Source organism: Aurantimonas sp. DM33-3 (assembly GCF_014334315.1).
In the GTDB taxonomy this organism is placed as follows: Bacteria; Pseudomonadota; Alphaproteobacteria; order Rhizobiales; family Rhizobiaceae; genus Aurantimonas; species Aurantimonas coralicida.
Genome location: NZ_JACSGS010000017.1, coordinates 17,856 through 40,419, shown reverse-complemented (window position 1 = coordinate 40,419; position 22,564 = coordinate 17,856). Strand labels below are relative to the sequence as shown.

General features: G+C 67.6%; 22 protein-coding genes. 11 read left to right on the top strand and 11 right to left on the bottom strand.

Features of this window, described 5'->3' with window-relative positions; all coding sequences use genetic code 11:
• Nucleotides 1-62: 62 nt before the first annotated feature.
• Nucleotides 63-1,022, bottom strand: coding sequence for a TAXI family TRAP transporter solute-binding subunit (locus H9Q09_RS18695; protein WP_187392290.1), 960 nt, complete (start codon nucleotides 1,020-1,022; stop codon nucleotides 63-65).
• Between the two features lie 25 nt (nucleotides 1,023-1,047).
• Nucleotides 1,048-1,929, bottom strand: a complete 882-nt coding sequence (locus H9Q09_RS18690; protein WP_187392289.1) for a fumarylacetoacetate hydrolase family protein — start codon at nucleotides 1,927-1,929, stop codon at nucleotides 1,048-1,050.
• 160 nt (nucleotides 1,930-2,089) lie between these two features.
• Between H9Q09_RS18690 and H9Q09_RS18685 the strand changes: the two genes are divergently transcribed.
• A complete protein-coding gene (locus H9Q09_RS18685; protein ID WP_230788450.1) occupies nucleotides 2,090-2,779 on the top strand; it encodes an FCD domain-containing protein in 690 nt (229 codons plus the stop codon).
• Nucleotides 2,780-2,935: 156 nt separating this feature from the next.
• On the opposite strand, the gene H9Q09_RS18680 is transcribed toward H9Q09_RS18685, so the two are convergent.
• On the bottom strand, nucleotides 2,936-3,490 hold the full coding sequence (locus H9Q09_RS18680; protein ID WP_246716231.1) for a haloacid dehalogenase type II: 555 nt from the start codon (nucleotides 3,488-3,490) through the stop codon (nucleotides 2,936-2,938).
• 124 nt (nucleotides 3,491-3,614) lie between these two features.
• Here H9Q09_RS18680 and H9Q09_RS18675 point away from each other — a divergent pair, with 124 nt between their 5' ends.
• Complete coding sequence (locus tag H9Q09_RS18675; protein ID WP_187392341.1) at nucleotides 3,615-3,752, top strand: hypothetical protein; 138 nt, start codon at nucleotides 3,615-3,617, stop codon at nucleotides 3,750-3,752.
• Between the two features lie 58 nt (nucleotides 3,753-3,810).
• On the opposite strand, the gene H9Q09_RS18670 is transcribed toward H9Q09_RS18675, so the two are convergent.
• Together H9Q09_RS18670 and H9Q09_RS18665 are read right to left on the bottom strand one after the other, a co-directional pair.
• The gene (locus tag H9Q09_RS18670; RefSeq protein ID WP_187392288.1) at nucleotides 3,811-5,325 is read right to left on the bottom strand and encodes a bifunctional diguanylate cyclase/phosphodiesterase; all 1,515 of its coding nucleotides are present in this window, start codon (nucleotides 5,323-5,325) and stop codon (nucleotides 3,811-3,813) included.
• A gap of 210 nt (nucleotides 5,326-5,535) precedes the next feature.
• Nucleotides 5,536-6,513, bottom strand: coding sequence for a LacI family DNA-binding transcriptional regulator (locus H9Q09_RS18665; RefSeq protein WP_187392287.1), 978 nt, complete (start codon nucleotides 6,511-6,513; stop codon nucleotides 5,536-5,538).
• A 305-nt stretch (nucleotides 6,514-6,818) separates the two neighbouring features.
• On the opposite strand from H9Q09_RS18665, the gene araD reads away from it, so the two are divergent.
• Genes araD through H9Q09_RS18650 form a run of 3 tightly spaced genes read left to right on the top strand, consistent with a single transcriptional unit; the run spans nucleotide 6,819 to nucleotide 10,236 of the window.
• Nucleotides 6,819-8,561 (top strand): L-arabinonate dehydratase, encoded by a 1,743-nt coding sequence (gene araD / locus H9Q09_RS18660; protein ID WP_187392286.1) that lies wholly within the window; start codon nucleotides 6,819-6,821, stop codon nucleotides 8,559-8,561.
• Nucleotides 8,562-8,570: 9 nt separating this feature from the next.
• Nucleotides 8,571-9,470, top strand: coding sequence for a dihydrodipicolinate synthase family protein (locus H9Q09_RS18655; RefSeq protein WP_187392285.1), 900 nt, complete (start codon nucleotides 8,571-8,573; stop codon nucleotides 9,468-9,470).
• A gap of 55 nt (nucleotides 9,471-9,525) precedes the next feature.
• Entirely contained in the window at nucleotides 9,526-10,236 is a 711-nt protein-coding gene (locus H9Q09_RS18650) for a ribonuclease activity regulator RraA (protein ID WP_187392284.1), read from the top strand.
• A gap of 30 nt (nucleotides 10,237-10,266) precedes the next feature.
• On the opposite strand, the gene H9Q09_RS18645 is transcribed toward H9Q09_RS18650, so the two are convergent.
• From H9Q09_RS18645 to H9Q09_RS18635, 3 genes are read right to left on the bottom strand one after another with little or no spacing between them, the layout of a single operon-like run.
• Complete coding sequence (locus H9Q09_RS18645; RefSeq protein WP_187392283.1) at nucleotides 10,267-11,748, bottom strand: FAD-binding oxidoreductase; 1,482 nt, start codon at nucleotides 11,746-11,748, stop codon at nucleotides 10,267-10,269.
• Between the two features lie 29 nt (nucleotides 11,749-11,777).
• The gene (locus H9Q09_RS18640) at nucleotides 11,778-12,566 is read right to left on the bottom strand and encodes an enoyl-CoA hydratase (RefSeq protein WP_187392282.1); all 789 of its coding nucleotides are present in this window, start codon (nucleotides 12,564-12,566) and stop codon (nucleotides 11,778-11,780) included.
• Nucleotides 12,563-13,804 (bottom strand): CoA transferase, encoded by a 1,242-nt coding sequence (locus H9Q09_RS18635; protein WP_187392281.1) that lies wholly within the window; start codon nucleotides 13,802-13,804, stop codon nucleotides 12,563-12,565. The genes H9Q09_RS18640 and H9Q09_RS18635 overlap by 4 nt, the downstream gene beginning before the upstream one ends.
• 422 nt (nucleotides 13,805-14,226) lie before the next feature.
• Between H9Q09_RS18635 and H9Q09_RS18630 the strand changes: the two genes are divergently transcribed.
• On the top strand, nucleotides 14,227-14,937 hold the full coding sequence (locus H9Q09_RS18630; RefSeq protein WP_187392280.1) for a GntR family transcriptional regulator: 711 nt from the start codon (nucleotides 14,227-14,229) through the stop codon (nucleotides 14,935-14,937).
• A gap of 97 nt (nucleotides 14,938-15,034) precedes the next feature.
• Here H9Q09_RS18630 and H9Q09_RS18625 read toward each other — a convergent pair whose 3' ends face one another.
• The 3 genes from H9Q09_RS18625 to H9Q09_RS18615 all read right to left on the bottom strand — a co-directional run bounded on the left by H9Q09_RS18625 (nucleotide 15,035) and on the right by H9Q09_RS18615 (nucleotide 18,233).
• Nucleotides 15,035-16,204, bottom strand: coding sequence for a fumarylacetoacetate hydrolase family protein (locus tag H9Q09_RS18625; RefSeq protein ID WP_187392279.1), 1,170 nt, complete (start codon nucleotides 16,202-16,204; stop codon nucleotides 15,035-15,037).
• A 142-nt stretch (nucleotides 16,205-16,346) separates the two neighbouring features.
• Complete coding sequence (locus H9Q09_RS18620) at nucleotides 16,347-17,264, bottom strand: amidohydrolase family protein (protein WP_187392278.1); 918 nt, start codon at nucleotides 17,262-17,264, stop codon at nucleotides 16,347-16,349.
• A gap of 90 nt (nucleotides 17,265-17,354) precedes the next feature.
• Nucleotides 17,355-18,233, bottom strand: a complete 879-nt coding sequence (locus H9Q09_RS18615; RefSeq protein ID WP_187392277.1) for an NAD(P)-dependent oxidoreductase — start codon at nucleotides 18,231-18,233, stop codon at nucleotides 17,355-17,357.
• A gap of 176 nt (nucleotides 18,234-18,409) precedes the next feature.
• Here H9Q09_RS18615 and H9Q09_RS18610 point away from each other — a divergent pair, with 176 nt between their 5' ends.
• The 5 genes from H9Q09_RS18610 to H9Q09_RS18590 all read left to right on the top strand — a co-directional run bounded on the left by H9Q09_RS18610 (nucleotide 18,410) and on the right by H9Q09_RS18590 (nucleotide 22,539).
• Nucleotides 18,410-19,408 (top strand): TRAP transporter substrate-binding protein, encoded by a 999-nt coding sequence (locus tag H9Q09_RS18610; RefSeq protein WP_348646331.1) that lies wholly within the window; start codon nucleotides 18,410-18,412, stop codon nucleotides 19,406-19,408.
• Between the two features lie 66 nt (nucleotides 19,409-19,474).
• Entirely contained in the window at nucleotides 19,475-20,056 is a 582-nt protein-coding gene (locus H9Q09_RS18605) for a TRAP transporter small permease (RefSeq protein ID WP_187392275.1), read from the top strand.
• Nucleotides 20,057-20,084: 28 nt separating this feature from the next.
• Entirely contained in the window at nucleotides 20,085-21,365 is a 1,281-nt protein-coding gene (locus tag H9Q09_RS18600) for a TRAP transporter large permease (RefSeq protein WP_187392274.1), read from the top strand.
• A 106-nt stretch (nucleotides 21,366-21,471) separates the two neighbouring features.
• Nucleotides 21,472-21,960, top strand: coding sequence for a DUF3429 domain-containing protein (locus H9Q09_RS18595; RefSeq protein ID WP_187392273.1), 489 nt, complete (start codon nucleotides 21,472-21,474; stop codon nucleotides 21,958-21,960).
• A gap of 99 nt (nucleotides 21,961-22,059) precedes the next feature.
• Nucleotides 22,060-22,539, top strand: coding sequence for a TspO/MBR family protein (locus H9Q09_RS18590; RefSeq protein ID WP_187392272.1), 480 nt, complete (start codon nucleotides 22,060-22,062; stop codon nucleotides 22,537-22,539).
• The last annotated feature ends 25 nt before the right edge of the window (nucleotides 22,540-22,564 follow it).

Sequence of the window (22,564 nt, the reverse complement as noted above, 5' to 3'; positions counted from 1 at the left end):
CCCCCGCCTTCCGGTCAGCCGGAAAACGGGGGCGTCAGCAATGCGTTGACTGCAGCGGGTGGCTACTTCGCCGCGCCGCTCTCGGCGTAATAGGCGGCGGCGCCGGGATGCATCGGGGCGCCGAGCGCCTCGAAGTTCTCGACGTCGGGCTTCATCTGGGCCCAGGCCTTGTGGCCGTTGGCCAGCGCGTCCTGCCTCTCATAAGCCGAGGCCACCATCCGCTTGACCACGTCCTCCGGCACGCTCTCATGGGCGACCCAGTAGACGGTGGTGTAGGGCATGTCGGTGGCCGGAACGCCCTTGTAGGTGGTCTCCGGCATCGTGCCCGTATGGTAGAAGGGATAGGTCTCGCTGATCTTGGCGAGCTGGTCCTCCTCATAGGGCAGCACCACCACGTCACGCGTCTCGGCGAGCTCGGTGACGGCCGCGGCCGGCGAGGAGGACTGGCAGAAGGCGTCGATCTGGCCGTTGCCCAGCGCCCGGCCGGCGTCGGCGAAGGTCATCATCTGCGGCTCGACCTGGTCGAGGATGCCGAGCGCCGTCAGGATGTTGGAGCAGTTGAAGACGGTGCCCGATCCCGGCGGTCCGAGCGCCACCTTCTTGCCGGCGAGATCGGCGATCGACGACAGGCCGCTGTCGGCGAGGGTGACGAAATAGGTCGGGCCCTCATAGGCCATGGCGACGCCGCGCAGCATGTCGCCCTTCTCCCCGTCCTTGAACGGGCCGGTCGGCTCCTGCGCCATGAAGACGTGGCTGCCATAGACGATGCCCATGTCGAGCTCGCCCTTGATCAGCCGCTTGGCGTTCTCGGTGGAGCCGCCGGTGGTCACCTGGGTGATGTTGACGTCCGGCAGGTCCTTGCCGAGCTCGGTGCCGGCGACGCCGACCATGTAGTACATGACGCCGCCCGGATTGGAGCCGCCCCAGGCGATGCTGGTCTTGTCCTGCGCCACGGCGTCGGTTGCGAGCGATGCGGCGGCGAGCCCTGCCGCGAGCGTGCAGGCGATTGTCCTGAGTGTCATCCTGTCTTCCTCCCCATTGTTGTCGTTACTGGCGGACGGGATTCTCCAAGGTCCCGAGCCCGTCGATCGTGACCGCCACGCGGTCGCCGTCGGCGAGATAGCGCGGCGGGTCGAAGCCGATGCCGACGCCGGCTGGCGTGCCGGTGGCGATGATGTCGCCCGGCAGCAGCGTCATGGTGGCCGTCATCGTCTCGATCAGCGTCGGAATGTCGAAGATCAGATCGGCGACGCTGGCCTTCTGGCGGGTCTCGCCATTGACCGTGGTGGTCACTGTGAGCTTGGTGACGTCCGGCACCTCGTCGGCGGTGACCAGCACCGGGCCCATCGGCGCGAAGGTGTCGATGCCCTTGCCAATCACCCACTGGCTGTGGTGGCGCTGCAGCTCGCGCGAGGTGACGTCGTTGATGACGACATAGCCGAAGACGTAGTCCATGGCGTCGGCCTTCGTCACGCCGAAGGCGCGCTTGCCGATGACCACGCCGAGCTCACCCTCGTAATCGACGGTGCGGGTGCGATCGAGGCCGGCCTCGATGGTCGCGCCGGGTCCGATGATCGCCGACAGCGACTTGGTGAAGATGACGGGCGCGACCGGGATGGCCTGCTTGCCGCCGGAATCGAAGCCGCTGTTGTGAAACTCGGAGGCATGCTCGCGGTAGTTCTTGCCGACGCAGAAGATGTCGCGGCGCGTCTCGGGCAGCGGCGCGAGAAGGGTCACGTCGGACTGCGAGAGGCGCTCGGCGCCATTGGCAGCCTTGGTCTTCCACGCATCCAGCAGCTCCGCGTCGCCCTCGGCGATGCGCCGCACCGCAAGGCGGGCCGCCGCGCCGGTCTCGCAGACCACGATCTCGTTCCCATCCAGCAGGCCGGCGCCCGGAACACCGTCCCGTTCGAATGTCAGCAGCTTCATTTCCGCAATGCTTCCTTGTTTTATCGATAAAACATGCAAACATATGGAAAGTGACGGGTCAAGCGGCCTTGTGCCGGGAGCCCCGCGGATTGCCAAGTCGGCGCGGAGCCGGCATGCGGGCGCCAGCGAAGGAAAGGCTGCCACACTCATGGATCTGGACGTGTCGACGCGCCCCCTGAAACCGGACACCGGCATGACGCTGACCGACGCGGCCTACCGGCAGTTGCGAACCGACATCATCGCCGGGGTGCGGGCGCCGACGGAGCGGCTGCGGATCGAGCGGCTGAGCCGGATCTACGAAGTCGGGCCGACGCCGCTGCGCGAGGCGCTGCAGCGGCTGGCGGCCGACGGGCTTGTCATCGCGACGGGCAATCGCGGCTTTGCGGTGGCGCCGCTCGATGCCGACGAGTTCGAGGACCTCAATACCGCCCGGACCGCCATCGAGCTGCAGATGCTGCGCATGGCGATCGAGAAGGGCGACGCGATGTGGGAATCGGGCGTCGTCGCCGCGGCCTACCGGCTGGGCAAGCTGGACGACCGGATCATGTCCGACGATCACGAGACCCTGTCGGAATGGGAGACCGCCAACCGGGACTTCCACTACGCCACGGTGTCGGCCTGCGGGTCGAAATGGCTGCTGCATGTGCGCAGCCTCCTGCACGACCAGTGCGAGCGCTACCGCCGGGCCTCGGTCGATCTGAAGCGCCACGAGCGCGATCTGGCCGAGGAACATCGGCAGATCGCCGCGGCGGTTCTGGAGCGCGATGCCGACCGGGCGAGCGATCTGGTGGCGGCGCATTTCGAGCGCACGACGCGGTTCCTGGTGCAGGTGCTCGGCGCGCGGGCCTGACCCGCGTCGCCGTCAGCCCTGACGCGCGAAGCGCTGGATGATGGCGTCCGCGATCGCGCCGAGATCGGCGGCGACGATGTCGGGCCTTGGTGTTTCGGGCACGTGCAGCACGGCGTTGCCGGGCCGGGTGACGAGCGCGCCGTGACAGCCGGCGGCCTATGCGCCGATCGTATCCCAGACATGGCAAGCGACGAGGCAGAGATCGCCGGTGGCAACGCCGTGGGCCTCGGCGACGAGGCGATAGGTCTCCGGCGCCGGCTTGAACCGGCCGACGCTGTCGACGCTGTGGGATGCCTCGAAGAACTCTGCGATGCCGGCCTTGTCCAGCGGGGTCGGCGCGGCCGACGGCGGCGAATTGGTCAGGGTAACGAGGCGAAAGCCGGCGTCGCGCAGCTTTGTCAGCGCCGGGGCGACGTCGGGATGGGCCGGCATGCTGCCGATCCGCTGGCGCAGTTCGGCGACATCGTCATCGCTGACGGCGACATTCCGGGTCTCCCCGACCATGCGGATGACCCCCGCGGCGATCTCGCCGAAGGGTGTGTAGCGGCCTGACAGGGTCAGCGTCTGGGAATAGAGAACGAGCTGGGCGAACCATTCCCGCATCACCGCCGCATCGCCGAAGATCCGCTCGAACAACGGCTCCAGCGTGGTGATGTCGAGCAGCGTCTCGTTGACGTCGAAGACGATGATCGGCGGAACCCGGCTGGTCATGGCTGAACGCTCCCTGGTCGGCGCCGATCCTCACCGGATCGGCATCCCTTCTAGATGGGCGCTCCCTTGCAACATCCAGCCCGGCATCTGATCTGCGTCACAACCGGACACAAGGATTGCGACCATGATGCAGGACAATGAAATGATGATGGATTCCGGCCCGATGGGCTGGATGATGGGCGGCATGGGGATCGGCGCGGTGCTGGTGCTCGCCATCCTGGTGCTGGGGGTCTTCGCCCTCGTCAAATATCTGCGGAGCTGACGACGCCGGCACGCCGTCGCGGCCGACCTGATCGGGCGTCCGACGCGGGATCGCCCGGTCAGGCCGCCTCGGTCGTACTGATCCTGACGGGGCCGCCGCGGGCCAGCATCGCCTGGATGTCGGACCATGGCTGGGGCCGGGCGAAGTAATAGCCCTGCAAGAGCTTGCAGCCGGCGGTGCTGGCCAACAGCATCTGTTCGGCGGTCTCCACGCCTTCCGCGACGATGGCCAGCCCCATGGCGTTGGCCACGCTGGCAAGGGCGGTGATGAGGACGTTGTCGGCCTCGCTGTCCCCCAGCTTGACCACGAAGCTGCGGTCGATCTTGATCGAATCGATCGGAAAGGCGCGGAGGTACGAAAAGCCGCTGTAGCCGGTGCCGAAATCGTCGAGCGAAATGCGCAGGCCGAGGGCGCGCAGCGCGGCGAGACGGCGAATGACGCCGTCATTGGCGTTCATGGCGACGGATTCGGTGATCTCGATGACGATGCGCCTTGCCGGCATGCCGGTTTCCGCCAGGACGCGTTCGACCATCGTCACGACGTCGTCACGCTTGAGCTGGCTGGCCGAGAAATTGACGCCGATGGACAATCGGTCCGTTTCGACGCCATCCCGGCAGGCACGGCGGAACACCCATTCGCCGAGCAGGTAGATGAGCAGCGACTGTTCGGCAATGGGGATGAAGTCCACCGGCGGAATGATGCCGCGCGACGGATGGCGCCAGCGCACCAGCGCCTCGCAGCCATGCAGCTTGCCCTCGGCGGTGACGATCGGCTGATAGGCGAGTTCCAACTCGTTCAAAAGGATCGCGGCGCGCAGCTCGCGTTCGATATAGCGGGTGTGCTTCTGGTCCCGGAGCATCTCGTTTTCGAAGAGGGTCGCCTGGGCGCGGCCGTTCCGCTTGCTCTGGTAGAGCGCAAGATCGGCATATTGCATCAGCTCGTCGAACAGGGCGGTGTCGCCCGGACCAAAGGCGATGCCGATCGAGGCCGACAGGTTCAGCGGCCGGCCGGCATGATAGGCGGTGTGGTCGAGCGCGATCAGGAAGCTCTCGGCCAGCCGGGTCGCCGCCTCGGGCGAGGCGCATTCGATCAAAAGCGCGAATTCGTCGCCGCCGACCCGGCCGATGAGGCTGCCGGGGAAGATGCGTCGGGCGACCGTCGCCAGATGACGCAGGGCGGCATCGCCCATGTCGTGTCCGTAGGCGTCGTTGATCTGCTTGAGATAATCCATGTCGACGAGGAGCAGCGCGTAGCCGCCGGATGCGGGGGCGATCTTGAGCTGCGCTCCGCAGCGGGTGATGAAAACCCGGCGGGTCAATGTCCTGGTGACGCCGTCGCGCTCGTGGATCAGCGCATTCTGGCGGTCCGTGGCGTCCTTCTGGCGAACCAGCTCGGTCTCAAGGCGATGCTGCCGGCACGCCCAGAACAGGGCGATGATGGCGACCGCAGTCGTCGCGGCGAGAATCCGGGTATGCCAGAGATCCTCGCTGCCGGCGCCGGTGAGGCCCAGGACGGACAGGCCGATGATGGCGAGAAGCCAACCCACCATCGAATAATGGCTGATCCGCATCATGGCGCGAGGGTCGCGAAAACCGGACAATTCATTACCCTGACAGTTGCATATGCGACTTTGTGCAGGACGAACTCATAAGACCGGGTAAACAGTTTGTGATGACCTCATGACAGTTCACGTTCGGTGAATCGTTCCTTATCGGCCCTGTCTGCCGGACGTCCGTCGCGCGGCTTCTACCGGCGGCCGCCGCGTGACCGGTAGTTCTTGCGGCTAGGCGGATGTGCGCGCCACGATCCGGAATCCGAGATCGGTGACGGGTGCCTGCGGGCCGGTGCCATCGAAACGGGCGAGGATCGCTTCCGCCGCGGCGCGCCCGAAGGCCGGGCGGTCGACCCGCACGGTGGTCAGCGCCGGCTCGACATGGGCGGCAAAATCCTGGTCACCGAAGCCGATCACGGCGATGTCCGCCGGAACGGCGAGCCCGCGGGCCCTGGCTTCGATCAGCACGCCATGCGCCAGGAGATCGGAGCTGCAGAAGACCACCCCGCCGGCGAAGCCTCGTGTATCGATGAGTTCGGCAAGGCCCTGCCGGCCCCGTTCCAGGCTGGCCGGGCCGTCGAAATCGACCGCCTCGATCGCCCTCTCCGCGGCGGGAGCAAAGCGCGCGACGAAGGCCGCCTTGCGACGTGCCGCCCGCTCGTCGTCGGCCGACACCGTGCCGGCCCGGACGTAGCCGGCTGAGATGGCATAGTCGGCCGCCGCGCGCCCGGCTTCGGCATGGGAAAAGCCGACGCACAGATCGATGGGCGAGTCGGTGATGTCCCAGACCTCGACCACCGGAATGCCGGCGCCCAGCAGCATTCGGCGGGCCCGCGGCGTGTGATGGATGCCGGTCAGGAGCATGGCGTCCGGCCGGCGGGACAGATGCGTCTCGATCAGCACTTCCTCGTCGGCCGGATCGAGCCCGGTCTCCGACAGCAGAATCTGGTAGCCATGGGCGCGGATCCGCTCGCTGAAGGCCTTGGTCATCGCGGCGTAGACGATGTTGGTGATCGACGGCACCAGGGCGGTGATCAGCCGGCTGCGCCGCGAGGCGAGGGCGCCGGCCAGGGCGTTGGGAACGAAGCCGGTCACCGCGATGGCCTCGCGGATCTTCTCCAGCGTGGCCGGCGAGACCTTGGACGGATCGCTGAGGGCTCGGGAGACGGTGACCTGCGAGACGCCGGCGAGCCGTCCGATCGTCGCCATGGTGACCGGGCCGCCGCCGGGAGGTGCGCCTTTCGACGGTGGAGCCTGATCGTCCGTCAATCGCCTCGTCTCCACCTCTCGTCCCGACACGGGTCGCCTGCCGGTTCAGCGAGCCCGGCTGTCTCGCTGCAGACGGGACCTCTGGACCCGTATCCGGCGGGCTTCAGCGCGAGCCCATGTATACGTATTCGGACTGATTTTCCATCTTGTGATCGTTCGCGCTGCTGTGCTGTCCGTTTCGTTGACAGCCTGATTATGTAAGCGCATACATGCCGCCGCAATCTGCTGCCGAGGACGAGGAAACCATGGCCGAAACCCGCCGGAAGACGCCGGACACGCTGCGCAGCGCGCGCTGGTTCGCGCCCGACGATCTGCGCAGCTTCGGCCATCGCTCGCGGATGATGCAGCTCGGCTATGCGGAAGAGGATTTTCGCGACAAGCCGATCATCGGCGTCCTCAACACCTGGTCGGAGCTCAATTCCTGCCATGGCCATTTTCGCGAGCGCGCGCAGGACGTGAAGCGCGGCGTCGCTCAGGCCGGCGGCTTCGCCGTCGAACTGCCGTCGCTGTCGGTGGACGAGAGCTTCACCAAGCCGACCTCCATGCTCTACCGCAACATGCTGGCGATGGAGACGGAGGAGATGATCCGCTCGCACCCGCTCGACGGGGTGGTGCTGATGGGCGGCTGCGACAAGACCACGCCGGGTCTCGTCATGGGGGCGCTGACCGCCGGCGTGCCGATGATCTACCTGCCGGCGGGGCCGATGCTGCGCGGCCATTATGCCGGCAAGATTCTCGGCTCGGGATCGGATGCCTGGAAATACTGGGACGAGCGCCGCGCCGGCAACATCACCGACGAGGAATGGCTGGGCATCCAGGGCGGCATCGCCCGTTCCGTCGGCACCTGCATGACCATGGGCACCGCCTCGACCATGACCGCGATCGCCGACGCCATGGGGCTGACCTTGCCGGGCGCCTCGTCGATCCCGGCGGCCGATTCCGGCCACCAGCGCATGGCCTCGGCCTGCGGCCGGCGGATCGTCGACATGGTCTGGGAGGATCTGACGCCGGACCGGATCGTCACCGAGGCGGCGGTGCGCAATGCCGCCATCGTCGCCATGGCCACCGGCTGCTCGACCAATGCGGTCGTCCACATCATCGCCATGGCGCGCCGCGCCGGGGTCGAGCTGACGCTGGACGATCTCGACGAACTGGGCCGCACGACGCCGCTGATCGCCAATGTCCGCCCCTCGGGCAAGGACTATCTGATGGAGGACTTCTTCTATGCGGGCGGCCTGCGCGCGCTGATGAAGCAGCTCGAGGAACGGCTCGACACGTCCTGCCTCACCGTGACCGGCCAGACGCTGGGCGCATGCCTGGAAGGCGCGGTCGTCTACAATGACGACGTCATTCGGCCGCTCTCCAACCCGGTCTATCACGAGGGCTCGCTGGCACTGCTGCGCGGGAATCTCTGCCCGGACGGAGCAGTGATCAAGCCGGCGGCCTGCGACCCGCGCTTCCATGTGCATGAAGGGCCGGCGCTGGTCTTCGATTCCTATCCGGAGATGAAGAAGGCGATCGACGATGAAAACCTCGACGTGACGCCCGACCATGTGCTGGTGCTGCGCAATGCCGGACCGCAGGGCGGGCCGGGCATGCCGGAATGGGGCATGCTGCCAATCCCCAAGGCGCTGATCAAGCAGGGCCATCGCGACATGCTGCGGATTTCCGATTCGCGCATGTCGGGCACCTCCTATGGCGCCTGCGTCCTGCATGTGGCGCCGGAATCCTTCGTCGGCGGCCCGCTGGCGCTCCTGAAGACCGGCGACATCGTGCGGCTCGACCTGCCGAACCGGCGGCTCGACATGCTGGTGGACGAGGCCGAGCTGGACGCGCGCCGCGCGGCATGGACGCCGCCCGAGCCCCGCTATGGCCGCGGCTATGGCTGGATGTTCTCGCGCCACGTCACCCAGGCCGACAAGGGCTGCGACTTCGACTATCTCGAGCGGGGCTTCGGCCCGGCGGTTCCCGAACCCGACATCTTCTAGAGGGCCGCGATGCGCCACGATCTCGACACGGCCCTTGCGGGCATTTCCGGCATTCTGGTCACCCCCTATGACGCGGCCGGCGACGTCGCGCCGGCGAAGCTTGCGCCGATCCTCGACCGGGCGCTGGCCGCCGGCGTCCACATGCCGGTGGTCAATGGCAATACCGGCGAGTTCTATGCCCTGACCACCGACGAGGCGGTGACCATGGTGCGCGAGGTCGCCACCCTGGTGGACGGGCGGGCGCCGCTCCTTGCCGGCGTCGGTCGCGGCATCCGCGATGCCTGCCGGCTGGCCCGTGCTTCGGCCGATGCCGGCGCGACCGCGCTGATGATCCACCAGCCGCCGGACCCGTTCGTCGCGCCGCGCGGCACCGTCGACTATGTCCGCGCCATCATCGACGCCTCCGGCGGGCTGCCGGTGATGCTGTATCTGCGCAATGACGCGATCGGCACCAAGGGCATCGCCGCGCTCTGTGCGCTGCCGGGCGTCATGGGCGTGAAATGGGCGACGCCCAACCCGATGAAGCTCGCCGAGGCGATCGCCGCCTGCGACCCGTCGATCACCTGGGTCGGCGGCCTCGCGGAAGTCTGGGCTCCGGCCTTCTATGCCGTCGGCGCACGAGGCTTCACGTCCGGGCTGATCAATGTGTGGCCGGAGCGCTCGATGGCGATCCATGCGACGCTGGAAGCCTCGGACTACGCGACTGCCCGCGACCTCATCGCCGGCATGCGCGCCTTCGAGGAGATCCGGGCCGAAGAGCTGAACGGCACCAATGTCGCCGGCGTGAAGGCCGCGCTCGCGGCGATGGGTGACGATTGCGGGCCGACACGGCCGCCCTCGGCCTGGCCGTTGACCGAGGCGCAGCAGGCCCGCATGACAGCTTTTCTGACGGCGAACGGCCTGATCTGATCCAGCCGGTGCCGTTCCCGGCGCCCGACCGACGCATTGGAGCGAGACCTTGGCGATGAACGAAGCGACACGGCAGAAACTGATGGGCGTCTCGGTGGCGACGCTCGCCACGGCGCTCTACAAGCGCGGCCTGCGCAACCAGGTGATCCAGGAGGTGCATCCGGTGGCGCCGAAGGGCCGCAACATGGTCGGCCCGGCCTTCACCCTGCGCTACATGCCGGCCCGCGAGGACCGCAACCAGCTCGCCGAGTTCCGCAAGCCCGACCATCCGCAGCGTGCCGCGATCGAGGCCTGCCCGTCCGGCCACGTCATGGTCATCGACAGCCGCAAGGATCCACGGGCGGCCAGCGCCGGCGATATCCTGATCACCCGACTGATGGTGCGCGGCGCCGCCGGTATCGTGACCGACGGCGGCTTTCGCGACGCGGCGACAATCGGCGGCCTCGACATGCCGGCCTATCACACGCGGCCGTCGAGCCCGACCAACCTGACGCTGCACGAGGCGATCGAGATCAACGGCCCGATCGGCTGCGGCGACTCGCCGGTGTTTCCCGGCGACGTCATCGTCGGCGACGACGACTGCGTGATCGGCATTCCGGCGGACATTGCCGACGAGGTCGCCGACGAGGCGGTGGAAATGACCGCCTACGAGGATTTCGTCATCGAACGGGTGCGCGAGGGCGAGACGATCATCGGCCTCTATCCCTGCACCAAGGACGAGCACCAGGCTCGATTCAAGGAATGGCGGGCGAAGAACGGCCGCTGATCGCGCGGCCGCCGAGCCGCCCGGTCCGCTCTAGCCGAGACTTCTGACGTCCGCGCCGTCGCGCGGCGAGGTGAGCTGGCAGCCGGGATTCATCAGATCCGCCGGGTCGAGCAGCTGCTTCAGCCCGCGCAGCAGGGTCTCGTGCACCGGCGAGCGCCGCGCTTCGAAGTCTCCGCGCTTCAGGCGTCCGATGCCATGTTCGGCGCTGATGCCGCCGCCATGGCGATCGACCACGGCGTTGAGGATGGTCTTCGCCTCGTAGAGCATGGCCTCGCGCGCCTCGCGTTCGAGGCCGCGCGGCGGAATGACGTTCAGATGGATGTTGCCGTCGCCGACATGGCCGTAGGCGACAGGCAGGCAGTCCGGCAGTTTTTTCGCGAGTTCCTCGATGGATTGCGTGATGAAGCCGGCGACCTGCGACGGCGAGACCGACAGGTCGGTGCGCAGATGCGGGCCGCGCAGCGCCTGTCCCTCGATCATCCCCTCGCGGATCTGCCACAGGCCGGCGGCCTGGCGTTCGGAGGCGGCGAGCACGCCGTCGATCACCAGATCGCGCGTCATGGCGGTTTCGAGGAAGGCCTCGACCATGGCGCGGAGGTCGATCGGACCGGTGGCGGCCACGTCGATCAGCGCATAGGCCGGCGCGTCGGCGATCTGCGGCGGCACGAAGTCGGCATCGGCTTCCTTGGCGAAGGCCAGGCCCTCGGGCGGCACCAGCTCGAAGGCCGACAGCAGGTCGCAGCATTCGCGCCGCGCCAGCGCGTAGAGCGCCATGACGTCGTCGAGGGAACGCAAAGCCAGAAAGGCGGTCTCATTGCGCGTCGGCTTCGGCACGAGGCGCAGCGCCGCCCCGGTGATGATGCCGAGCGAGCCCTCGGCGCCGATGAAGAGCTGCTTCAGGTCGACGCCGCTGTTGTTCTTGCGCAGGGTGGAAAGGCCGTTCCAGATCGTGCCGTCGGGCAGCACCACCTCCAGGCCGAGGATCATCTCGCGGGTCATACCGTAACGCAGGACATTGATGCCGCCGGCATTGGTGGCGATGTTGCCGCCGATCTGGCAGGAGCCCTCGGCGGCCAGCGACAGCGGGAAGAGCAGATCCTGTTCGGCCAGCGCCGCGTTGATCGCGGCAAGGATGCAGCCGGCATCCACCACGGCGGAGAAGTCGTCGGCGGCAATGGTGCGTATGCGGTTCATGCGCTCCAGCGTCAGGACGACATGACCTGCCGCATCGGTCGGCAGGCCGCCGAGCACCAGCCCGGTATTGCCGCCCTGGGGCACGATGGCCAGGCCGGCCGCCGCGCAGGCGCGCACCAGCCGCGAGACCTCCGCGGTATTGGCGGGGCGCAGCACGGCAAGGGCACTGCCCTCGACGTCGCCATGCCAGTCGCGGCAATAGCGCTGCATGTCGGCCGGGTCCGACAGCACCGTCTTCGGCCCGAATTCGGCGACGAGCCCGGCGAGATTGGCGTCCGGGGCGGGCTTCGCATGGGTTTCGGCGATGGATGCGGTCATGGATGGTCCTCGCTGGTCCTGGCCGATGCCTAGTGGCCTTCCCAGGCCGGCGGCTCGCCGCTCAGGAAGCCGGCGACCCCGGCCTTGAAGTCACGGCTGCCGTAGCATGACGCGATGAGATCGTCGCCGTCGGCGCCCGGGTCGTCGGCGAGGCGCGCAATCGCCGCCTTGCTGACCCGTAGCGTGACCGGCGCGTTGGCCAGGATGGTGTCGCAGATGCGGGTGATGGCGTCGTCGAGGGCGTCCTTCTCGACGATCTCGGCGAGAAAGCCGCAGGCGCGCGCTTCGTCCGCATCGAGGATTTCGCCCAGGAGCAGCATGCGCTTGGCCCGGGCGGCGCCGAAGCCGGCGACCAGCCGGGCGTAGTTCGCCATGGACAGGCAATTGCCGACGGTCCTGGCGATGGGCACGCCGAAGCGCGATCCGGCGGTGGCGATGCGCAGGTCGCAGACGGCGGCGAGATTCAGCCCGCCGCCCACCGTCCAGCCGTCGATCGCCGCGAGGGTCGGGACGGGGATGCGGGCCAGCGCCAGCGTGTGCTCCTCCATCTCGCGCTCATACGCGATGCCGTCCTCACCGGTCTCGAAGCCGGAGAAGATGCGCACGTCCGAGCCGGCGACGAAGGCCTTGCCGCCGGCGCCGCGCAAGACCACGGCCCGCAGCGTGGCATCGGCCTGCAGCTCGTCGCAGATGGCGTGGAGCTGCCCGTACATCTGCCGCGTCATGGCGTTGCGGGCGGCCGGGCGGTCGAAGGTGACATGGGCGACGGCGCCGCGCCGCTCCAGCGTGACGGCGCCGTCGGCGTCGTTGGCGCTCATTGCGAGAAGGCTCCGCCGCCGGCCAGCTCGTCGTAGCGGTCCGACAGGCCAAGTTCGTCGACGAGGTCACGGGTGTGCTGGCCGAGCAGCGGCGGCGGATAGCGCACTTCTTGCGGTGTGCCGGACAGCTTGACCGGGAAGCCGAGCGTGTTGATCTCGCCTTCCACCGGATGCTCGACCTTCATGACCATGTTGCGCGCCGCGACATGGTCGCTCGCCATCACCTGGGCATAGTCGTTGATCGGCCCGGCCGGCACGCCCGCGGCGATGAAGGCATCGACCCAATGGTCGACGGTCTCGGTCTTGAAGACGGCATTCAGCTCGGCGACCAGCGCCGGCAGGTTCTGCAGCCGGTCGCGATTGTCCCGGAAGCGCGGGTCTTCGGTCAGGTCCATGCGGTCGATGACCTGGCAGAAGGTCAGCCAGATCTTCTGGTTGGCAGCGCCGACGACGAAATGGCCGTTGGCGGCGGCGAAGGCCTGATAGGGCGCGCTCATGCGGTTGGCCGTGCCCAGCGGCTGCGGCGAGCGGCCGGTGGCCCACAATTCGGTGCTCTCCCAGACCGAGAGGCCGAGCGCCGCCTCGAAGAGCGAGGCATCGACATACTGTCCGCGACCGGTGGCCTGGCGGCCGATGATGGCGCTCAAGATGCCGTAGACGGCGAGGAGACCGGCGCCCAGATCGCCGATCGGCACGCCCGATTTGATCGGTTCGCTGCCGGGCAGCCCCATGGCGCTGATGACGCCGGACATCGCCTGGGCGATCAGGTCGAAGCCCGGGCGCTGCGACCACGGTCCGGTCTGGCCGAAGCCGGAAATACTGGCATAGACCAGCCGCGGATTGCGCTTGGACAGGGTTTCGTAGTCGATACCCAGCCGCTTGGCGACGCCGGGCCGGCTGTTCTCGACGACGATGTCGGCGGTCTCGGCCAGCGCGTAGAAGAGTTCGCGTCCGGCCTCGGTCTTCAGGTTGATCGTGACGCTGCGCTTGTTGCGGTTCAGCGCCAGAAAGCCGGGGCTGTCCTCGCCCTTCATGCGGAAGCCCATGGAGCGGCGCGTCTGGTCGCCGCCGGCCGGCGGCTCGACCTTGATGACGTCAGCGCCCATGTCGCCGAGCAGCATGCAGCCGAACGGTCCGGCCATCACTTGGCTGAGATCGAGAACCCGCAGTCCTGCCAGCGGCAAGGGCCGCGGGGCCTCCTGCGTCGCCACGCGGTCGTCCGGTGCCGGATTGTCCATGCTTTCCCCCCTGATGCCGGGCGGTCGTGCCTGTCGTCAGGCCGGCGCCGCCGCTCCCACCGCATCTGGTATGCAATATCGGGCAATGCCAGGTCAACGGGCATAACCGCTGGCGGGCCATGCATCAAGTCCTCGATGCGGCGGCCCATATTGGCATACAATGGCGCTTGTGCGCTGATGGTAGAGGGTGGAAAGGTGTGGCCCGGACGCCTGAACCCCTCGGAAAATCGAATCCGGACCCGCTCTGCGTGCCATGCGGTCTGCCACTTTGGTATGGAACGCGGCCTGCGGCGACGTGAACGCCGCGAACCGTGCTATGCTGGGTGGCAAATGCACGGGGCCGACCCCGGCAATCGGGCATTCACGGATGGGGCCGAGCCGCGGGAACGCGGCGCAGGCGGACAAACGGCAACAGAGCGACGATGACCAAAACGCAATCCGCGGTGGTGACCGCGTTTCCCCGCCGGGTCGATGCGACCCCGTCGCAGGATCTGAAACCGGCCCTCGTCGCCAATCGCATTCGCGAAATGATCCTGGAAAGCCAGCTTCTGCCGGGCGAGCCGGTGCGCGAGCGGGCCCTGTCGGAAATCCTGCAGGTGTCACGCACGCCGCTGCGCGAGGCGCTGAAGATCCTGGCCTCGGAAGGGCTGGTGAAGCTACATCCGCGGCGCGGCGCCACTGTTGCGGTGCTCGGCGCCAATGATGTCCGCCATCTCCTGGAATTTCTCGGCGGGCTGGAAGCCTTTGCCGGCAAGCTGGCATGCCGCCATGCGACGCCAGAGGAATTGCGGGAGCTGCGGGCGCTGCATCACGAGATGCTGGCGTCCTATCTGCGCGGCGATCGCATCGGCTATTTCGACCGCAACCAGCAGATCCACCAGGCGCTGGTGCGCTGCGCCATGAACCCGGTGCTGGCCGAGCACCACAGGGTGGTGAACGCCCAGCTCTATCGCATCCGCTACGAGTGCAATCTGAAGACCAACCGATGGGAGGCGGCGATCAAGGAGCACGAGGCGATCCTCGACGCGCTGGAAGCGCGCGACGAGGCGGCGATCGAGAAACTCCTGGAAACCCACGTCCTGAAGGCGTTCGACCTGATGCAGGCGGCCGGCGATTTCGCCAAGGCGAAATAGCCGGGCCGCGACGACTCAGAGGCCGGTCAGAGCCAGCCGGCCGAAGCCGGACATCGGGCCGGCCGGGGGATCGCCCCGGACCGGCCGATGAGGCTGGTCAGGTGCGCGGGGTGCCGATGAGGCCGCGGGCGGCCAGATTGCGCATCAGCTCCGTGATACCGAAGGTCCACTCGGGCGCCTTGTCGGTATGGGTGACCGTGTTCACCAGCCGGCCGAGGCGCGGGCTGGCGATCTCGACCGTGTCGCCCAGCTTGTGGGTGAAGCCCTGGCCGGCCACGTCACGATCCTCGACCGGGGCGAAGAGCGTGCCCAGGAACAGCATGAAGCCGTCGGGATACTGGTGGTGGCGGCTGCAGGTCTGGGCGACGAGATCCAGCGGATCGCGGCTGATCTCGCGCATCGAGCTGCGCCCTTCCAGGACGTAGCCGTCGGTGCCGGTGACCGTCAGGTCGAGCTCGGCGGCGCGCACGTCGTCCATGGTGAAGCGGTCGTCGAAGAGCCGGATCAGCGGGCCGATGGACGAGGAGGCGTTGTTGTCCTTGGCCTTGCCGAGGAGCAGCGCGCTGCGGCCTTCCACATCGCGCAGATTGACGTCGTTGCCGAGCGTCGCGCCGACGACCTCGCCGCGCGAATTGGCGGCCAGCACCACTTCCGGCTCCGGGTTGTTCCAGGCCGAGGAGGGCAGGATGCCGATCTCGGCGGCATGGCCGACCGAGGACAGGACCGGCGCCTTGGTGAAGACCTCGGCATCCGGGCCGATGCCGACCTCCAGATATTGCGACCAGTAGCCGCCCTTCTGCAGCACTTCCTTGGCGTGGCTCGCCTCGGGGGAACCGGCCTTGATGTCGGAGAGGGCGCCGCCGATGACCGCGGCGATCTCCTCACGGATCGCCTTGGCGCGGGCGAAATCGCCCTTGGCGCGTTCCTCGATGACCCGCTCCACCATGGAGCGCGCAAAGGTGACGCCGCAGGCCTTCACCGCCTGCAGGTCGCAGGGCGCGAGCAGATGCGGGCGGGTCGAATCCGACGGCGAGGCCGACAGGATCTCTTCGGCCGACCAGCTCTTGCCGCCGCTCGCGCTGGCGAGGTGGGCGACCGGATCGTTCGTCTCGAGAAGCTCGGACATGGTCGCGGCGACGGCCGAGACATCGACGAAGCGGTCGCCCTTCAGGACGACGACGGTCGGGCCGGAGACTTCCGGATCGTGGATGCGGCCGACGAGGACGGCGTCGCCATGGTCGGCGGGAAGATAGTCGGACAGTGTCATGGCGGGCTTCCTGTTGGCGGCGGGGCCGGCGCGAATGCGCGTCGGCGATGGGCGGTAGGGATCACATCGGGCGTGGCCTGCGCAACCCTTTCGGGCGGTCTTTGCGAGGCCTTCGCGACACGGTTCGTCGCCGGGCGCGTGGTCAGGCGAAGCGGTAGAGCCGCCGGGCGTTGTCAGCGAACAGGGCGGCGCGCTCGTCACGGGAGAAATCGGCCGTGATCTGCGAGAATCCCTCGAAGATCGTGCGGTAGGAGGCGACGAGGCTGTCGACCGGGAAGTTGCTGGCAAACATGCAGCGCGCAACGCCGAAGGTCTCGATGGTCGTCAGCACGATCTCGCGGTTGCTCTCGGCGGTCCAGGGGGCCCCGGGCACGCCGAGGCCGGAAATCTTCACGGCGACATTTGGCGCTTCGGCGAAACGTCTCATCGCCGCCGTCCAGGCATCAAGGCCGTCGCGGCTGCGGTCGGAGGGCAGGCCGGTGTGGTTGAGGATGATCTGCGTATGCGGGAAGGAGGCCGCCAGATCGGCGGCTTCCGCCAGATGCCACCAGGGCGTCTGCAGATCGAAGGACAGGCCGTGCGGTTCCAGCAGCGCGAAGCCGCGCCGCCAGTTCATGTCGCCCATCGATCCGGGGGCATCGCGCACCACCGCGTCCGGCGTGCTTGCGGCCTTCGGCTTGTGACGGACGCCGCGCACGCGGGCATAGGCGCTCTGGCGCGCCAGAACGTCACCGACGTCATCGGCGTTGAGCCAGGCCTGACAGACCACGGCATCGGGAAAGCCGTTCGCCTCGGCAACGCCGTGAATCCAGGCGGTCTCGCCGACCGGGTCGCCCGGGTCCCATTCGGTCTCGATATAGACGCTGCCGGCGATCGTCAGCCCGGCGGTGTCGCGGCGATAATCCTCGGGCATGTAATCGCGCCGGATGGCGCCGTAGTCGCCATAGCGAAACGGGATCGGCGGCGCATCGCACAGCCAGGGCAGGTAGTTCTCGCTGATCTTCCACAGATGGTGGTGGGCATCGACGATCGCGAGGTCATCGAGAAGGGGCGCGTCCATGGCGGTCTCCCGTGAGGCTGGCGAAGGGCAGGGCCGCCGGCGCTCGAAGGTCCAGTTGAACCCCCGATGCGCCGCCGGTGCCGCGAGGCGTCAGGCCTTGCGGCCGACCTTCGGAAGGAGCTTGACGACGGCCGACCCGTCAAGCTCGCCATCGCCCTGCGCAACCAGCATGCGGAACATCGTCATAGCCTGAGCGCTCATCGGAAGAGCGAGATGCTGGGCCTTGGTGGCCGAATGCAGCATCTCAAAATCCTTCAGGATCTGGCGGGCATAGCCGCGCGGCGCGAAATCCTCCTCCACCATGCGCGGATAGATCGCCTGCAGGACGGCCGAATTGCCGAGGCCCGGCTCCAGCGCGTGCGGGATCTTGGCGGCGTCGACGCCATAGGCCTGGGCCAGCCGCAGCGCTTCGGCGGCTACGCAGTAATTGGTCAGGCACAGCACCTGGTTGACCAGCTTGGTCGCCTGGCCGGTGCCGATGGCGCCCATATGGGTGGCGCGGCCAAGCTGCTCGAGCATGGGCGTGACCACTTCCGCCGCCGGCTCGGAGCCGCCGAACATGATCGCCAGATTGCCGGTCTCGGCAGCGCCCGGCCCGCCGGAGACCGGAGCATCGACGAACCGGCCGCCGACCGCTTCGATCGCCGCGGCGACCTGGTGCGTCACCGCCATCTCGGTGGTCGAGAAGTCGACCACGGTGCGGCCCGACAGCTTGCGCGAGGCGACGAGGCCGTCCGCGCCGGTGACGACGGACGCCACCGCGTCGCTGGTGGTCAGGCACAGCGCGATGATGTCGGCCTCAGCGCACAGAGCGGTCAGCGAGCCGGCCGGCTCGACGCCCCAGGCGGCGGCGGCCGTGACCTTCTCCGCCTCGCGGTCGTGGCCGATCACGCGATAGTCCAGTTCGCGCAGCCGCTTGGTGAAGCCGCTGCCCATCAGGCCCAGGCCGATGAATCCGATCGTCGTCATGTTCCGTCCTCCCATGTGCGCCTTGCCCTCTCGACGCGGCGCGAAAAACCTGCCGGCCCGATCGTCCTCCGCACCGGGCTAGGCAAATGTAATTTGGTATGCCAGAATTCTCTAGTCCGTTGGAGGAGCCTTTGGCAAACGGACGGGGGACAATCGTCAATTCGGGAGGAAACGACGTGTCATTGATCAAGAAACTCGCTCTGGGGCTTGCTGCCTGTGGGTTCTCGCTTGCTGGCGCCACCGCCGGCGCACAGGCCGTGGACCTGCGTTACGCCCATGTGGGCTCGGAAGGTGACATCCAGCATTGGTATGCGGAACGTGCGAAGGAGCGGATTCCGGAGGCGACGGAGGAGCGTGTCACCGTCACCGTCTTCCCGAATTCGCAGCTCGGCGGCGTGCAGGAACTGATCGACGGCGTGCGCAGCGGCTCGATCTCCATGGGGCACCATGAATTCGCCTCGCTGGCGCAGCTCGTCGACGACATCGCGGTGTTCTCGGCACCCTTCGTCTATCGCGACGGCGCCCATGCTCTGGCCGCCACCGATCCGCAGACCTCCGACGTCATGCAGGAATTCAACGAGCAGCTCGTCGAGAAGGGCGGCATGCGCATCATCGGCCGGCTGTTCCGCGGCGCCCGGCAGATGACCGCCAACCAGGCGGTGAGGACGCCGGCCGACCTGGAGGGCAAGCCCTTCCGCGGCGTGCCGCTGCAGCTCTGGACGACGATGGTCTCCGGCTTCGGCGCCATCCCGACCCCGGTGGAGGTCAGCGAGCTGCCGACCGCGCTGATGACCGGCATGGTCGTCGGTCAGGAAAACCCGCTCACCATGATCAACGCCAACGGCCTCTACGAGGTGCAGACCCACGTCATGCTGACCGGCCACATGCAGAACGTGCTGCCGGTCTTCATCAACGAGGATGTCTGGCAGTCGATCGACGAGAAGGACCAGACCGCGATCCTGGAAACCCTCGACACGCTGGCCGACGAGACGCTCGAGCAGGCGATGACGGCCGAGAAGGACCTCGTCGGCGAACTCACCGACAAGGGCATGACCTTCATCACCGCCGATGATGGCCTCGACATCGAGGCCTTCCGCGCCGGCGTCGACGCACAGGTCGCCAAGGACTTCCCGAGCTGGGGTCCGTACATGGAGCGCATCCGCGCCATCCAGTAGGCCACGATCAACAACCCGCGAACCCCCGCCGCCTGCCGGTGGGGGTTCCCTGCCGTGGATTGTGCCATGAGCGATCTGAATTCAAACGACTATCTCGACGTCACCCATGCTGATGCCCGGGTGGGCACGGCCGACCGCGTTCTCGAACCGGTCCGGCGGGTGTTCCGCGCCGTTTCGGTGCTGCTGCTGGCGGTGATGATCGGTCTGCCCGTGCTGCAGGTGGTGCTGCGGCAGTTCTTCTCGCGCCCCTTCATGGGCGCCGAGGAGCTGGCGCGCTTTATGCTGATCTGCGTGGTGTTCGTGACGCTGCCCTATGTCGTCTCGTCCGGGGCCTCGATCCGCATGGAAGAAGTGCTGTCGGCCCTGCCCGAGCGGCTGCGCCGGGTGCTGCGGGTGGCGATCCCGGCTACCGGCGGCATCGCCTTCGCCGTGGCCGCGACCTCGGTCGCCATCGCTACGCTGCGCAATCTCGACAATGCGACGCCGACGCTGAACATCCCCTACTGGATCTTCTTCGCGTCCGGCTTCCTCGGTCTGACGCTGGCGGCCGTCGAATGCGCGCTGCAGACCCTGAAGGCCTGGCGCCATGACCCCCTCTACGTGACCTTCGCGCAGGAACAGCCGAGCGAAGACGTGGTGCACATCTAGGGCCACGCGCCCGCACGAGGCCTATTCGATGAGCAGTTTCGCAATCCTGGGCGGCTTCGCGCTGTCCTTCATCCTGGGTTGGCCGGTGGTGCTGGCCATCCTGATCCCGTCGGTGCTGTACGTTCTTCTCGGCAACATCCCGATCGAGCTGATCGGCCAGCGGATGAGCTACGCGCTGGATTCCTTCCCGCTGGTGGCCGTGCCGATCTTCATCTTCGTCGGCAATCTGATGAACCAGGCCGGCATCACCGAGCGCATCTTCAAGTTCGCCGACACGCTGGTCGGCCGGGTGCCGGGCGGGCTGGGCCAGGTCAATGTCGTCTCCAGCCTGATCTTCTCGGGCATGAGCGGCGCGGCGCTCGCCGATGTCGGCGGCCTCGGCAAGATCGAGGTGAAGGCGATGGCCGAGCGCGGCTTCGACCGCGGCTTCGCCGGCGCGCTGACCGGCGCCTCGGCGGTGGTCGGGCCGATCTTCCCGCCGTCGATCCCGCTGATCATCTACGGTTCGGTGACCAGCGTCTCGATCGTGCAGCTGCTGCTCGCCGGCATCATCCCGGCGATCATGTGCGTGATCCTCTTGATGATCACCGTGGCGATCCTTGCCTATCGCAACGACTTCCCGCGCTCGGACCGCTGGCCGACCCTGCGCCAGCTCGGCGCCGATTTCGTCCCGGCGCTACCGGCCCTGATGACCCCGGTGCTGCTCGTCGCCGGCATGCTGCTCGGCTATTTTACGCCGACGGAAGCGGCGGCGGTCACGGTGGTCTACGTGCTCCTGATCAGCGGTCTCGTCTATCGCACGCTCACCGTCGAGCATCTGCTCAGCTCGGCCTACGAGACGGTGAAAAGCAGCTCGGCGATCCTGATCATCGTTGCCGCGGCGTCGATCTTCGGCTGGATCCTGGCGATCGAGCAGATCCCGCAGATGGCGGCGCGCTGGCTTTTGACCGTCAGCACCGATCCGCTGATGCTGCTTCTGGTGGTCAACATCCTGCTGCTGATCGTCGGCATGTTCCTGGATTCGACCACGGCGACGCTGCTGGTCGTGCCGATCATCGCCCAGCCGCTGCACATGGCCGGCGTCGACCCGGTGCATCTGGGCATCGTGACGATCTTCAACCTGATGCTGGGCCTCCTGACCCCGCCGATGGGGCTGGCGCTGTTCCTGCTCAGCGACATCACGCGAGTGTCGATGCGGCAGATCCTGATCAAGATGATGCCGCTCTACGTGCCGCTGGTGCTGACGCTGGTCATCCTGACGGTGTTCCCGGAAGTTTCGCTCTGGCTGCCGAAGATGATCCGCAACTAGGCGGCGTATTCGCTGCTGAGCGGCGCCCCGAACACCGCGCGTCCACGACCCCGCCGGAACCCGGCGGGGTCGTTGCCGTTTGGCCCCCGCAAAGGGAAGGGCCGAGATGGACAGCCGCGAGCGCAGGAGAGGGGAGCCGGCCGGGTCACCCCGGATCGACCGTCTGTTCGCCTATGGGGCGATGCTGCCGCTGATCGCCGGCACGCTGGCCCTATGGTTCGCGCCGGAGGCCCAGTCCTTCCTGGCGCTGAATCTCACCCTGTTCTGGGGCGCATCGGTGCTGCTGTTCATCGCCGGCGTGCGGCGCGGGGCGAGCCTCAGCCGGTCGGGCGGTACGGCGATCGCCGAGATCGTCGCCATGCTCGGGCTGTTTCTCATCGGCGTCGCCAGCCTCGTCGCGACCATCTGGGCGTTTCCGCTGGTCGCGGCGCTTCTGCAGATCGCCGGCTTTGCCAGTCTCGCAATCCTTGACCGGGTCGCAGCGCCCAACGAGGGGCCGCTGCCGGTGGAGCGGCTGCGGCCGTTGCAGATCTGTGTTCCCGTCGCGGTGCTCGCCGCTGTGGCGATCTGGATCTGGCGGAGCCCGTTTCTCTAGACAATCCGTCGCGGATTTTCGTGATCCGCGCCACCCTATATCCGGTGAGCGTCCGCCCCTGTGGACGGCGCCACGATCCATTCCGATCGGGAGATCATCATGAGCCTTGCGGCGATCGCCAGCCTTTTCGTCTTCATCGCCATCGTCGCGGTCGTCGCGATCAGCGGCGTGGTGTTCAAGCCGGGGCCCTGGTACGCCCGCCTCGAAAAGCCGGGCTGGACGCCGCCGAACCTCGCCTTTCCGATCGTCTGGACAATTCTCTATCTGATGATCGCGGTGGCCGGCTGGCGGGTCTACGAGACCGCTGGCCTGGTGGCGATGCCCTTCGCCGTCTACGGCCTGCAGCTCGTCCTCAACGCCGCCTGGTCGGGCCTGTTCTTCGGCCTGCACCGGCCGGGTCTCGCCTTTGCGGACGTCGTGGCGATGGCCGGCGTGATCGCCGTGAACATTGCGCTGTTCGCGCCGATCGATGCAATCGCGGCCTGGCTGCTGGTGCCGTATCTCGCCTGGGCCGGGCTGGCCGCCTGCCTCAACTATTCGGTCTGGCGTCGCAATCCCGGCGCGTTCGCGGACACCTGAGACAGGCTCCCGTCGTGGCGGGTGC